Annotated in this window: 13 protein-coding genes; 2 read left to right on the plus strand and 11 right to left on the minus strand. The window is 61.2% G+C overall.

What is annotated here, in order from left to right:
• Positions 1-122: 122 nt before the first annotated feature.
• From FKG95_RS28510 to FKG95_RS28530, 5 genes are all read right to left on the minus strand, one after another.
• Entirely contained in the window at positions 123-1,238 is a 1,116-nt protein-coding gene (locus tag FKG95_RS28510; protein ID WP_142899875.1) for an NAD(P)/FAD-dependent oxidoreductase, read from the minus strand.
• A gap of 76 nt (positions 1,239-1,314) precedes the next feature.
• Positions 1,315-2,937, minus strand: a complete 1,623-nt coding sequence (locus FKG95_RS28515) for a thiamine pyrophosphate-binding protein (protein ID WP_218940404.1) — start codon at positions 2,935-2,937, stop codon at positions 1,315-1,317.
• An 81-nt stretch (positions 2,938-3,018) separates the two neighbouring features.
• Entirely contained in the window at positions 3,019-4,533 is a 1,515-nt protein-coding gene (locus FKG95_RS28520) for a tripartite tricarboxylate transporter permease (protein ID WP_142899876.1), read from the minus strand.
• A complete protein-coding gene (locus FKG95_RS28525) occupies positions 4,530-5,021 on the minus strand; it encodes a tripartite tricarboxylate transporter TctB family protein (protein WP_142899877.1) in 492 nt (163 codons plus the stop codon). Before FKG95_RS28525 ends, FKG95_RS28520 begins: the two co-directional genes overlap by 4 nt.
• Before the next feature lie 125 nt (positions 5,022-5,146).
• Positions 5,147-6,127: a Bug family tripartite tricarboxylate transporter substrate binding protein gene (locus FKG95_RS28530; RefSeq protein WP_142899878.1), complete on the minus strand. Its 981-nt coding sequence runs from the start codon at positions 6,125-6,127 to the stop codon at positions 5,147-5,149.
• A 164-nt stretch (positions 6,128-6,291) separates the two neighbouring features.
• On the opposite strand from FKG95_RS28530, the gene FKG95_RS28535 reads away from it, so the two are divergent.
• Both FKG95_RS28535 and FKG95_RS28540 read left to right on the plus strand, forming a co-directional pair.
• Complete coding sequence (locus FKG95_RS28535) at positions 6,292-7,212, plus strand: LysR family transcriptional regulator (protein WP_142899879.1); 921 nt, start codon at positions 6,292-6,294, stop codon at positions 7,210-7,212.
• Positions 7,202-7,948, plus strand: a complete 747-nt coding sequence (locus tag FKG95_RS28540; protein ID WP_142899880.1) for a sulfite exporter TauE/SafE family protein — start codon at positions 7,202-7,204, stop codon at positions 7,946-7,948. Before FKG95_RS28535 ends, FKG95_RS28540 begins: the two co-directional genes overlap by 11 nt.
• A 26-nt stretch (positions 7,949-7,974) precedes the next feature.
• Here FKG95_RS28540 and FKG95_RS28545 read toward each other — a convergent pair whose 3' ends face one another.
• From FKG95_RS28545 to FKG95_RS28570, 6 genes are read right to left on the minus strand one after another with little or no spacing between them, the layout of a single operon-like run.
• Positions 7,975-8,655, minus strand: coding sequence for a fumarate hydratase C-terminal domain-containing protein (locus FKG95_RS28545; protein ID WP_142899881.1), 681 nt, complete (start codon positions 8,653-8,655; stop codon positions 7,975-7,977).
• Positions 8,619-9,581 carry a fumarate hydratase gene (locus FKG95_RS28550; RefSeq protein ID WP_142899882.1) on the minus strand — a complete coding sequence of 321 codons (963 nt, stop codon included), beginning with the start codon at positions 9,579-9,581 and terminating at the stop codon, positions 8,619-8,621. The genes FKG95_RS28545 and FKG95_RS28550 overlap by 37 nt, the downstream gene beginning before the upstream one ends.
• On the minus strand, positions 9,581-11,344 hold the full coding sequence (locus FKG95_RS28555; RefSeq protein WP_142899883.1) for an L-aspartate oxidase: 1,764 nt from the start codon (positions 11,342-11,344) through the stop codon (positions 9,581-9,583). The genes FKG95_RS28550 and FKG95_RS28555 overlap by 1 nt, the downstream gene beginning before the upstream one ends.
• A 3-nt stretch (positions 11,345-11,347) precedes the next feature.
• Positions 11,348-11,689 (minus strand): succinate dehydrogenase/fumarate reductase transmembrane subunit, encoded by a 342-nt coding sequence (locus FKG95_RS28560; RefSeq protein WP_142899884.1) that lies wholly within the window; start codon positions 11,687-11,689, stop codon positions 11,348-11,350.
• Entirely contained in the window at positions 11,686-12,018 is a 333-nt protein-coding gene (locus tag FKG95_RS28565; protein ID WP_142899885.1) for a succinate dehydrogenase, read from the minus strand. The genes FKG95_RS28560 and FKG95_RS28565 overlap by 4 nt, the downstream gene beginning before the upstream one ends.
• A 2-nt stretch (positions 12,019-12,020) precedes the next feature.
• Positions 12,021-12,749 (minus strand): succinate dehydrogenase/fumarate reductase iron-sulfur subunit, encoded by a 729-nt coding sequence (locus tag FKG95_RS28570; protein ID WP_246116935.1) that lies wholly within the window; start codon positions 12,747-12,749, stop codon positions 12,021-12,023.
• Between the last annotated feature and the right edge of the window lie 64 nt (positions 12,750-12,813).

Genomic DNA, 12,813 nt, shown 5'->3' on the forward strand with positions numbered 1-12,813 from the left:
TCGATCCGAGACCACTCTTCGTCGCTTAGATAAAATAACTTTCTGCCCATCCAAACCTCCTATCATCAGAAAGCTTGAATCACAGTTCCAATGTCACGAAAAGCACCAATTGAGTACAGACCCTAGATCAGCTCGGCAACGTATTCCGCGATGGCGAGGGAGGAGGTCAGGCCTGGAGACTCAATTCCGAAAAGCTGGACCAGGCCCGTGACACCATGAGAGTCGGGCCCCAAGATCATGAAATCCGCGAGCGGCGCGCCCGGCGGTGTGATGCGGGGACGGATGCCGCAGGTATCGGGTTGCAGCGCGTCATCAGGGAGACCGGGCCAGTAGGTCCGCACCGCCCGCTCGAAAGCGGCGATGTTTGCACCGTCGTTGCTGTAGTCCAGATCCAGGCCGTCCATCACCCTGACATCCGGACCGAAAGTGACCCGCCCCGCGATATCGCGGATGTAATGGACGCCAAGTGACGCGCCATCGGGCATGGGATAGATCAATCGCTGGAACGGCGCCTTCCCAGCGGAGAGCGAGACGTAGCAGCCCTTGGTCAGACATTGGGGCGGAATCAGCGTAGGGTCGAACCCGGCTGTCCGGCGCGCGACATCCCAGCCACCGAGGCCGGCAGCATTTATCAGATGATCGCAGGACATCCGGGTATTGTTGGCGTCCCCGACCGAAAGCTCGAATCCCTTGTCGGTGACAACGACGTCCTCCAGCGGTGAATGATAGGCAATAAAAGCTCCTGCCGCCTCGGCCTCCCCCAAAAGGGCGTTCATGTAAGAGGGGGCATCTATGATACCGGTCGAGGGAGACAGGATGGCAGCACAGCAGGCCAGTTCCGGCTCACACTTCATGGCATCCTCGGCAGTGACAAGCGTCAGGTCGGTAACGCCGTTCGCGTGGCCCCGGTCGTGGATGGCTTTCAGAGCCGCAACCTGATCCGGCGCGGTCGCCACAATCAGTTTCTCAATGCGGTCGTGGTCGATATGGCGGGTCCGGCAGAAATCGTAGAGTCGTTTTTTACCCTCGACACAAAAACGCGCTTTCAAAGACCCCGGCGCATAGTACATGCCGGCGTGAATGACCTGAGAATTGCGGGCACTGGTGTGATGCCCCCAGGAGTCCTCCGCTTCGAGGATCAGGACCTCCCGGCCTGCGCGCGCCAATTTACGCGCAATGGCGAGGCCGATCACCCCGCTGCCGACGACAACGCTCTGAACATGGTACTCCGGTCGCACGCCTGCCTCTTGCTAAGCCCTCAACATCGTCGGCAAGGATGCAGCTTCGCCGCAGGAGGCCGAGGACGCAAGCCCGTCAGTGTCCAGCCCCGCTCGGCGCGGGTAACCCGGCAATCACGACGTTCACGCAGGCGGCTTTGCCGCTTTGCACAGCGCGTGTGAGCGCGGCGTCAAGATCGGCCAGATCGGTCACGTATTCGCCATGCCCGCCCAGCCCCCTGACCGCCTCGTCGTAGCGCGCACCACTCAGCTGGCAACCGATGAGGCGATCCGGGCCGTACGCGCGCATCTGAATCTGATGCTCTGCGTTCCAGCATTCGTCATTGCCGATCACCACGACAAAGGGTGTATTCTCCCGCGCCGCCGTCTCGAACTCGGCAAAGTGAAAGCCCACAGTGCCGTCCCCCATCAACGCAAAGACCGCAGCGTCGGGCCTGGCCTTCTTTGCGGCGATAGCATAGCAAAGCCCGCCTCCGATAGCGCCCGACGGCCCGTTGATCAGGCGATTGGAAGCGCTTGTGCCCGCTTGCGCCCATTGGCCGAACTCGCCGCCGTCACAGATAACCACCGCCTCGCCAGCCGCATCGATCTGTCTTTGAACCGCCGCAGAGAGCGCGGCAGGCGTGATCTTCCCATCGGGGGCCGGGTCCTGAGCACTGAAGTGACGCGCAGCGATTAAGTCATCGACCTCTGCCCGCCACGCGGCGCGTGCTCCCTTGCCGTCACCGGCGTTCGTGAGGGCCACGGCCGCATCCCGCGGATCCGCCGCCACCGCAAGCTTCAAGCGATCGCCAAGATTCAGGTGAGCGCGATCACGCTCCTGCGCTTCGGGGTCGATCACGATCCATTTGCAGTCGCCGGCACAGACCTTGGTTCCACCGAAGCCGAGGGTGAAGTTGACCGGCTTGCCGAGGCAAAGCAACAGATCGGCTTTTGCCAGAGCCTTGGCAAAATCGCCCAAAGAAGGATCCTTCAGGCCGCGTGGGCTCTCCATGGCGACAACGGGCGCATCCACAGCCGCCGCCAAAGCGTCTACGGCCGAGCTCTGGCGGGTTGTGTTCATAACGGGCCCCGTCAGGACGAGCGGCCGCTTCGCATCCGCCAAGGCCTGCGTCACAATCGCCGCTTCCTCGCTTCGAATTGCCATCTCTTCGCGCTTCAGCGCCCCTGCAGCGGGAACTGCACTTGAATCGGCGTCGCCTTCCACGACGTCGAAGGGCAAGGCAACATGGACCGGCCCTGGACGCCCCGACAACGCCATGCGGATCGCCCGCGCCATGTCCGTGCCCAGGCCGGCCGCCGACTGCGCGCGGAAGGAAAGTTTCGTCAGCGCGGCGGTCATGGGCACCTGGTCGAGCTCCTGGAAGGCCCCTCTACCATCGAGAGAGAGTGGACTGTCTCCGGTCAGGAACAACACCGGGCTCTCCGAATGCCGGGCGGTGAAGAGCGGCCCTAAGGCGTTCGCGGCGCCGGGCGCGGCTGTGACCATGCAGACCCCGATCTCTCCCGTCAGCTGGGCATAGGCGTCAGCCATGAAGACGGCGGCAGCTTCGTGCCGGGTATGAATGATCTCGATTTTCGCATCGATGCAGGCATCGTAGACCGGCATGATCTGATTGCCGGAGAGCGAGAAGATCTTTGTGACACCAGCGGCCGCGAGTGTCTGCGCCAGAAGGTCGGCGCCGCGCATCTTTGTCATATCAGTGTTGTGCCCATGGTCCGGAAACTAAAACTGGTGAAACACCAGGTGCCTGGTGAAGCCACTGGACGCATCCTTCTCTCACTCTTCGTTTTCCTTGTGCTGATCAAGACCTTTGCGCGTCGCCCGGATACCGGTGTGGACAATGGCGACGACGGTGATCGCGGTCACTGCCCAGAAGAACCAGGTGATCGGCCCGCGGAATAGAATGGCTGGGGAGCTCCCGCTCATCAGCATGGCCTGGCGGAAATTATCCTCCAGGAGGGGGCCGAGGATAAAGGCGATCAAAAAGGGTGCCGCCGGAATCCGGTAGCGCAACATCAGGAACCCGACCCAGCCCATCGCAAACATCACGCCGACATCGAAGATGTTGTTGTTCACCGCGAAGACGCCATAGACACAGAGGATCAGGACGGCTGGGAACAGAACACCCCGTGGAATATCGGCGACGTATTTAAAGCCACGGATCGCGACCGAGCCCAGCAGGAACAGAAAGACCGAACTGACGATCAGACCGATGAAAAGCCCGTAGATAATATCGACATTGAGGATGAACATCATGGGTCCGGGCTGCAACCCGTGGATCATGAAGGCACCGATAATAATCGCCGTGATCACATCGCCGGGAACGCCAAGAGCCAGAAGCGGAATGAGCGTGGCGCCGGCAACACCATTGTTGCCGGCTTCGGCGGCAGCGACGCCTTCAATCTCGCCTTTGCCGAAGTTTTCCTTGTTGGCCGATGTCCGCCGTGCCTCGGAATAGGACAGAAAGGCAGAAGGTGCCGCGCCGATCCCGGGAATAGAGCCCAGGAAGACGCCGATAAAACTGCCGCGCACGATGGACTTGAAGCTCCTTTTATACTCGCTGAAGGTGACCCAGTTTTTCCCGATGATACGCGTCGTTCCCTCGTGAGAACGCGGGTTCCAGACCATGGCGAGAATTTCAGGGATCGCGAAAAGACCGATCAGGACGGCAATGAAGTTCAGGCCGCCCATCATGTTGGGATCGCCGAAAGTGAAGCGGTTGGTGCCGTAGACCAGATCCAGACCGATCGTCGCCAGCAAGAGTCCCAGCATGGCCGACAGCGCGCCGCGCAGCAGGCTCTCGCCCGAGACACCGGCGATAATGGTCAGGGAAAAGAGAATCAGGGTGAAAAACTCGGGCGGACCGAAACTCAGGGCAAAAGACGCCAGCCAACCAGCGAAGAGGATCAGCGACAGGTTGGAAATAACGTCGGCGGTACAGGAGGCCCACAACGCCATGCCCAGCGCCTTACCGGCCTGTCCCTTCTCCGCAAGGGGGTAGCCATCCAAAACCGTCGCGGAGGAAGCCGGCGTGCCAGGCGTCTTGATGAGGATCGCGGGAATGGACCCGCCGAAGATACCGCCCTTGTAAACACCCAGAAGCAACAGAATGCCGGTGATCGGCTGCATGGTGAAGGTAAAGGGCAGCGTCAGAGCAACCGCCATGGTCGCGGACAGACCGGGGATGGCCCCACCGATCACCCCGATCGCGACGCCGATGGCAAGCGCCAGAAAACTCTCCAGGTTTCCGACCAGCGAGAGACCGGCCAGCAGGCTGTCGATAAAACTCACGGCAACCTCACAAAGACGCCTTGCGGGATAGCGACCCCGGCCACATGCGCGAAGAAGATGTAGAGAACCAGCGGCATGACGACCGCCGAAATCAAGGCGGCGACCGGGTGACTGGTGCGGATCAGAAAGGCGACCGATGCAAAGGCCAGCATGGAGGTCCAGACCATTCCGAGCCGTGGCAGCGCAAACATGGTCAGCCCCATGATCACGGCCATCGCAAACAGACGGACGTAGGCCGCCGCCCGATCATCGACGTCCGGAACAGCCGCAGTGTTCAGCTTTGGACTCCGGATCGAGGTCAGCAGCAACCCAAGGCCCACGAGGCCGGTCAGGCCCGCCAGTGTATTGGGCCAGAAGAGCGGCGAGAGGATAATGTTCGGCACGTTGCTGGGGGATGAAACCCAATTCGGAATCGCGACCAGCAACAGAAAACCTGAAGCGAGGAGTGCGCCAACACCCAGCTGTATCTGAATCGTACGATTATGCATTGCCCCTCCCCCCGGGTGCGCGCCCGCCTCTGCTTCCCGCGCAGTAAGACGACCGGACTCCAGACGGTTGCGCCGGGCACATTCCGGGCCCGGCGCCTGTCACCTCGACGACTTTTGCCGTTCTTTTAACCTTCGATCCGCATGCCCAGCTCGTCAACCAACTTGCGGAAGGTGTTGTACTGACCCTGGATGAAGACGTTCGCATCTTCCGGGTTCATGAGCTCAATGATAGAGCCTCGGGCTTCCATGGTGCTGCGGAATTTTTCGTCCTGGGTGGCTGTGGCCATCCAGTCGCCCCACTTTTTCGCAACCTCGTCGGGCAGATCGTCCGGACCGGCAATGCCCGTCCAACCGACAAGCTGATGCAGCGCAGGCTTGCCCAGATCGGCCGCGGTCGGCGCGTCAAAGCCGGCAACCGGCTCGGCAGTGGTAACCAGGATCGGCTTCAACTGGCCATTCGAGATGAAGCTGGCGATCGCCGAGGAGTTGGTGCAGAGGAATGCCGCCGTGCCGTTCAGGACCGCCGTTGCAGCCGCGCCACCACCCTTTTGCGGAATGTGTGTTGCCTTCTCCAGCGGATTTTCGACACCGAATTCCTTCAACACCATAACGGCTGCCAGATGCAGCAGCGAGCCGACGCCGGAAGAGCTGTAGGACACACCGCCTTCATTCACTTTGGCGACGAGATCCTCCATGGAGTCGATCCCGCTATCGACCCGCACGGCACAGGCCACCGGGTTGATCTCATAGACCGTGACAAAGCGGAAATCGTCGAGGGTGTAAGGCAGTGTCGCCTTCATCGCGGGATTCACGGAGTGCGAACCGACCCGTGCAAACAGCATGGTGTAACCGTCGCCCTTTGCGTTCTGAACCGCGACCGAGCCGGTCGCGCCGCCTGCACCCGTCACGTTCGCCATGATGAGCGGCTTGCCCACGGCGTTCCCGAGCGGCTCAGCAATGGTCCGCGCCGATATATCGGTCGCGCCACCGGCACCATAGGGGATGACCATGTTGATCGGACGTTCCGGATAGTCGTCGGCCAGCGCCGTCGTTGCCGTGAAGCCAAGGACCGCGGCCCCCAGCATTCCCAGTTTAAGCTTTTTCATTTTTTCCTCCCTTGCAAAACAAGCCCGAATTCAATCTGGAACAGTCAAATGACCAACCCGGAAGATACGGTTTCTTGACAAATTATAATGTTAAGGCAATTTTGTAAAAAGCCACAATAGATTACATTGCTTGTAAGATTTTCTTACATTTAGGGTTACCTGGAATGTCGATTCGGATGCTGAAAACGCTGATTGCCGTCGAGGAAAACGGCACTTTCAGCGCGGCCGCCGACGCGGTTTTCGTCACCCACGCCGCCGTCAGCCAGCAGATGAAAGCCCTGGAGGCGGAGTGGGGCGTCACCATCTTCGACCGCTCGCGGCGCACGCCTGAACTCACGCCGATTGGCCGGGCTCTGGTGGCGAAATCACGCGAGATCGTAAAGGCTTACGAGAATATCGTCCCCTCTGTCCTGGGCGATGACGGTCTGGCCGGCGAGTTGATGCTGGGGGCCGTGCCCACTACTTTGACGGGCCTGGTTCCGCTCGCGGTCTCCCTGCTCAAGGCTCCCTACCCCGACCTTCATGTCGGGGTTCAACCCGGCCTCACGACAGATTTGCTGTACCAGGTCGAGCGCGGAAACGTGGATGCGGCCATCATTTCGAAGCCCGGTGTGATTCCCCGGGGTCTCGCGTGGCACGATATTGCATCCGAAGCACTGCAACTGCTCGCCGCGCAGGAAACCGAAAGTGACGATCCGGTCTTTCTGCTCAAGAACAATCCCTTCATCCGCTTTTCACGCAACGCCGTGGTGGGGATGATGATCGAAAACTGGCTTCAGAAGAAAAAGATCGAGGTGGCGGATTCGATGGAACTGGAAGGACTGGAGGCCATTTCCAGTATGGTGCTCTGCAACATGGGGGTCTCGATCGTGCCGCGCCGCTGCGTGCAGGTGATGAACCCGCTGCCCCTCAAACGCATCTCTCTGGGCCCGGATGCACCTGTCCGCCAACTGGGATTGATCAGCCGTCAGGACAACGCGAAAGCGCGCGTCATCGATGAAGTTTGCCTGAAACTTCGCGAGGCCGTCGAGATCGGCCAGTTCTCGCCAGGCAAACTGAGGAGCGCCGCCAGCGGTGACGATTGAATTCACGCTCTACTTGCTTCTCGGCGCGGCCGCGGGCGGATTTATCAACGGGCTGGCAGGTTTCGGCACGGCCCTTTTCGCTCTTGGCTTCTGGCTGCAGATCATGCCGCCGGTCCAGGCGGTTTCCATCGCCGTCGTGATGTCGGTGTTCAGCGGCGTTCAGGGTGTCTGGCTGGTCCGCCACAGCATGATGGCGCAGCCCAGAAGGCTGCTGCGGTTTCTGCTGCCGGCGCTGGTGGGGGCGCCTTGTGGCGTGGCGGCGTTGGCGGTTCTGGATCCTACGGTCCTGAAACTGGTGATCGCGGCCCTGCTGATTATCTACGGCGGCTTCTTCACCGCCCGGCGCAACCTGCCGAAGTTCACCCGCCCCACGCCCGTCATTGACAGTACCGTCGGATTTGCCGGGGGTGTTCTCGGCGGCGCGGCCTCTCTCTCCGGTGCCCTACCGACCATATGGTGTTCTATGCGGCCCTGGCCGAAGGCGGAAACCCGTGCGACACTGCAACCTTACAATGTCGTGGTGCTGGGGCTCACGGCCCTCCTTTTCGCGCTGCAGGGCGCCTATGGCTGGGAGACGTTGAAGCTGATCGCCATCGCCCTGCCCTCAACCATGATCGCGGCGCAGATCGGCATTTTTGTTTTCAAGAAACTCACCGATGACCAGTTCCGCCGCCTCATCATCGCGATGATGTTTCTGTCGGGCATCGTGCTGCTGATCCGCGAGACGCTGGGCTAAACGGGCTCACTCTCGCGCATTTCAGATCAGCCGATCAGTTCATCGCTCCGGTCGTCGGTCTCACCGAAGCGTTTCAGCACGGCAGGTTTGGTTCCTTCGTAGACCTTGGCCAGATTGGCCGAAATCTTTGCATTTTCACGCTCGAAGAGAGAATTCCCCGCGAGGTCGCTCTCCACGATGAAGGGGCCCATCTTCTCGGCTTCCAGCACCCACATGGCCTGCGCAAGACCGAGCTCCTCGTTCCAGTGGACGGTCTTCACCCGCTTCACACCGCGGCCCAGCAGGGCGCCGGTGCCGTAGCCGACCGTGGTCAGATAGATCGCGCCATTGGGCACGAAGTGGTCCTTGTAGTCCTGCGCGCTCATTCCGCCCTTGCCGATGATCAGCTTCGCGCCCGATTTGGCCATCCACGCGCCGATCCACTTGGAGAAACGGAAGGAGGCCGTGGCCGTCACCGCGCCCATGTTGTAGCTGCCGTCCGGATTGATGGCGGCAGCGGGCGAGCAGTGGAAGTTCGCGGCGCTCTCCGCAGGTAACTCCATGGGGATGTTCGCGTTCTGCTCCAGCGCGCGCATGTAGACACCTTCGCGCGCGGTATAGATCAGGCCGTCGAGATAGACGATGTCACCCAGTTTCAATTCGGCCAGCGCTTCCGGCGTGGGCGTCGTGCTTAAGCGGATTTCTCGTGGCTTTGAGGGGGTTCCCATTCCACAGTCTCCCGGCGTTGATAGTCAGTGAACCAGTCCGGGTCGGTGCGGTGCTCCACACGCCCGTCGGGATAGACCCGCGCCACGGCCCGGCGCGAGGAAAGGCAGAAGGCATGGACCGACATCTGCATGCCGCCGGTATGGCAATAGCCCACCTCGATGTTGGCGTCGATCACCATGGACTTGCCGACAAAACCCATCGCGCCCATACCGATGGAGTTACCCAGCTCCTTTAGTTCCAGCTCAAGCTCGGCAATCCTGGGATCGGGGTTTCTGGACCCGACGACCCTCAGACAGGCGGCGCGCTTGCCCAGAACCATGCAGGTGTCCTTGCAGCCGCCCAGGCCGATGCCGATGATGGCTGGCTGGCAGGCTAGGCCGCGTTTGCCAAAGGCGACGAGACTGTCCAGATAAAAGCGCTTGATGCCCTGGATACCGTCGGACGGAAACAGCATCCGGTAGTCCGTGCCGAAAAGTCCGCCCTTGTGTACCGTGATCAGATCGATCCATTCTCCGCCCGGCTCGTAGCCGTATTCGATCTCGGGTGCGCCGATTCCGACGTTGTTGTTGTGATCGGTCCGCCAGAGCGGATGGACCCGGTTCGGCCGCAGCGGCACACCGTTGGTCGCCTTGGCGGTTGCGCGCCTGAGGGCCGCTTCCAAAGCAATGGGGCCGCCCTCAACCTGGGTCTCGTTACCCATCTTCACATACCAGCGCGGGGTTCCCGTATCGCCGCACATGGCGCGGCCATCCTCCTTTGCGGCCTTATAGTTCTCCAGCATCGCATGGAGAACAAAGGAAGAAAGGTCGCCATCCTCGACCTCGGCGGCGGCCTGCAGCCCCTGCAGATAATCGTCCGGAATTTCGATGGCCGCCTTCGCCATCAGGACCTCGGCGGTCTTTTCAATCAAATCAAGGGAGATCATTATCCTGCCTCCACCAGTGTTTCGGGCTCGCCCTCAGGCAAAATCGTCTCGCCCGGCCGTACGATCGTAAAGCGGACATCTTCACGGCCGACCTCGACATCATTCCCGCGCTTGCGGGCGACCGTGAAGTAGGAGTCTTCCATCGCGCCCGCCTCGGGGAAGTCCTCGCGAAAATGCGCGCCACGGGAGTTCTCCCGCGCCAATCCCGCCTTGGCGACGACTTCAGACACATCGCAAAGGGATCTGAGGTTCAGCCAGTCGTGCCAGGTTAGATTGAATGCCAGGTTGCTTCCATCAACCCCCAACTCCATCAGCTCAGAACTGATTTCGCCAACGCGCCGCACGCCGCGCTCCATGCCCGGCGCCGTCCGCATCACGCCGACATCTTCCCACATGACATCCTGCAGTGTCTTGCGGAGTTCCTGGATCCTCGCCGGTTTTCTTGACAGCGGATGACAGGCACGTTCGACCTCGCGGTTGAGCACCGTTTCATCGGGATCCCGCAGCGCGCCCATCTTGCGGATGTCCGCCCCCATCACATCACCGGCAACACCGCCATAAACGGTGGAGTTCGCCACACCGTTACCGCCAAGACGGTTTGAGCCATGAGCGCCGCCTGCATCCTCGCCGGCAACGTAGAGGCCTTCCATCTCCGTGCGGGTATCGGGGTCCACGACAACGCCACCCATGAAGTAGTGAGCCGTTGGCACGACCTCGACCTTGCCCGCTGCCAGATCGAACCCGCTATCCGCGCAGCGCTTGACCATGCCGGGGAACTTTCGCCGCACATTCTCGGGGCCCAGATGGCTCATAGAAATGAAGACACCGCCGTTTTCGGTGACGTTGCTCTTGCGCATTTCCGCGTAAATGCTGCGGCTGACCACATCGCGCGTGGCACGCTCGCCCTGCGCATCGTAATCGAACATGAAACGCTGATCGGCGCCATTGAGCAACTGACCGCCCGCACCCCGCAGGCCCTCCTCAAGCACCGTCCCGGTCATCTTGGTATGCTCACCCGCCAGAAGCCCGGTCGGATGGAACTGCACCATTTCCATATCGCGCAGGGACAGGCCGGCGCGCAACGCCATGGCCAGGCCATCCATGGTCTTGTCGCCCGACGGCGTGTGGAACTTGTACATGGTGGGCCCGCCACCCGTGGCCATCAGAACGGTCTTCGCCCGCACGAAGCGGAAGCGGCCGCTACGCATATCGATGAAGAGAACGCCCGCCAGCGAAGCGCCGTCGCGGGTCGGGATCAGCCCGATCGCGCGATGTTCCTGCAGCTTCTCGAGGGGGCGCGAGAGGATCTGTTCCATCAGGCGGTTGATGATCTCGATCCCGGTCAGGTCGCCCTTATGCACCGTGCGGTCCGCGGTCTGTCCTGCAAAGGCTTTTTGATGCAGCGTGCCGTCGGCATTGCGATCGAAGAAGCAGCCCACTTCATTCTCCAGCTCGCGGACCCGCACCACGGCCTGCTCGCAGAGTTTCCAGGCCATATCCTGATCCGGCAGCCACTTGCCGCCGACGATGGTATCCATGAAATGCCGCTCGACGGTATCGCCGCCGCCCAGGGCGACGTTGTAACCGCCTTGGACCATCCGCGTGCAGCCGCACTTGCCAATCAAGCCCTTGACCGCGATGGTGATCCTGGTGCCCGCAGGCGCGGACTGCTGTGCATGCAAGGCCGCAAAGAGGCCGGCGCCGCCCGTGCCCAGGATCAGAATATCGGTGTCATGGCGCTCTATGCCGTGGTTCGAAGACATGCTTTACACCGCCTGCAGAAAAAAAGTGCCCGAGACGAAGAAAGCCGCCGCGACCGCGCCGGCGGCCAGGCTTTTCTGGCGCCCGGACCAGGGCAGCCATTCCAGCGCGATCAGCCGCAGCCCACCGAAAAAGTGTACCGCCAGCAAAAACACCAGGCCGAACTCGGCAACCTTGACCAGCGGATTTTCCGCCAGCGCCAGATAGCTGTCCAGACTTACGGGGTCGGTGAGTGCGAGGGACAGCAGGTAAAAATGCGCAGGGAGGAAGAGCGCAAGCCCGAGCCCGGAGACACGGTGTAACGCGAAGGCAAACCAGAGCGGGTGACTGCGGTGCGGGCGGATCATAGAACCGTCACGGCCCAGACGGCCCGCCCTCCCATCGCCAGAAGAACTAAACCCACCCCCCAGGTGAAGAGACGCAGCGCCGCTCCCTTGACGCCCAAGGTCTCATGCAGGATGACCCGCAGGCCGATGGCGGCATGAATGGAAACGGCAACGACGAAGAGGCCGTAAAAGAGAAACCATGCGAGACTGCCCTGCGTGCGCCCCAGGATTTCTGCCGCGGTCAGGCCGTCCTGAATAGCATAGATCATCACCGCGATATGGCCCAGTGTCAGGGGAGCCATAATCAAGGCCGTGATCCGCTGCAACATGTAGAGTCGCATGTCGAGCATGGCTACTTCCGCTTCTTGAAGAAAGACGCGGCGGTGGCGCGCTTCAAGCCCGCAATGGCTTTCATGGGATTGAGCTCGTTGGGACAGTGGAGCGTGCAGCTTCCCTGGCTGTGGCAGTTGTGGCAGCCGCCGTTCCCCGCGACCGCATCCAGGATCGTCTGTTGTCCGGCATCCTTCGCGTCGTTGTAGAGCGTCCAGGCCCGCTGCAGCGCCGCGGGTCCCAGATACTCCGCGTTGCCGGTCACGGTATCGCAGGCCGCATAGCAGACCGAACAGTTGATGCATTCGATCCCGGTGTCGGCCTCGAGCCGCGTCGCGCTTGAGGGATCGACCGGCTCAATCGGATCGTCGCGTGTTTTGGAGGGATGGTGCACGCCGGCAGCCTTGATCCACTTGTCGAAGAAAGGATCCATGTCGGTGGCGAGATCCTTGATTACGGGCAGATTACGCAGCGGCGCCACCGTAACCTTCTTATCCTTCAGGACCTTTTTTACATGCGTCCGGCAGGTCCAGCGCGGCACGCCGTTGACCATCATCGCGCAGGAGCCGCACATCCCGACACGGCAGGCAAAGCGGTAGGAAAGGGTTGGGTCTTCGTTCTGCTGAACCCACGCGACAACATCCAGGACAGTCTGGCTGTCCTGCGCGGGCACCCTGAAGGCCTCAAATCCGCCGCCGGTCGCGTCGCCGCGCCAGATCGCAACCTCTAGCTCTTCCCTCTCCAGAGACAAACCGGTGCTCCAGTCTCCATGACAAAACATGAAGCGCGAGTATAATTATGAACTTTTCTAACAA

It is taken from the genome of Denitrobaculum tricleocarpae (genome assembly GCF_007004665.1).
GTDB lineage: Bacteria > Pseudomonadota > Alphaproteobacteria > Kiloniellales > Kiloniellaceae > Denitrobaculum > Denitrobaculum tricleocarpae.

Bases quoted from the DNA above. Each gene is read 5' to 3' on its own strand.
- FKG95_RS28560 (WP_142899884.1), bottom strand. From the start codon at position 11,689: ATGATCCGCCCGCACCGCAGTCACCCGCTCTGGTTTGCCTTCGCGTTA.
- FKG95_RS28525 (WP_142899877.1), bottom strand. From the start codon at position 5,021: ATGCATAATCGTACGATTCAGATACAGCTGGGTGTTGGCGCACTCCTC.
- FKG95_RS28550 (WP_142899882.1), bottom strand. From the start codon at position 9,581: ATGATCTCCCTTGATTTGATTGAAAAGACCGCCGAGGTCCTGATGGCG.
- FKG95_RS28535 (WP_142899879.1), top strand. From the start codon at position 6,292: ATGTCGATTCGGATGCTGAAAACGCTGATTGCCGTCGAGGAAAACGGC.
- FKG95_RS28530 (WP_142899878.1), bottom strand. From the start codon at position 6,127: ATGAAAAAGCTTAAACTGGGAATGCTGGGGGCCGCGGTCCTTGGCTTC.
- FKG95_RS28515 (WP_218940404.1), bottom strand. From the start codon at position 2,937: ATGACAAAGATGCGCGGCGCCGACCTTCTGGCGCAGACACTCGCGGCC.
- FKG95_RS28545 (WP_142899881.1), bottom strand. From the start codon at position 8,655: ATGGGAACCCCCTCAAAGCCACGAGAAATCCGCTTAAGCACGACGCCC.
- FKG95_RS28565 (WP_142899885.1), bottom strand. From the start codon at position 12,018: ATGCTCGACATGCGACTCTACATGTTGCAGCGGATCACGGCCTTGATT.
- FKG95_RS28555 (WP_142899883.1), bottom strand. From the start codon at position 11,344: ATGTCTTCGAACCACGGCATAGAGCGCCATGACACCGATATTCTGATC.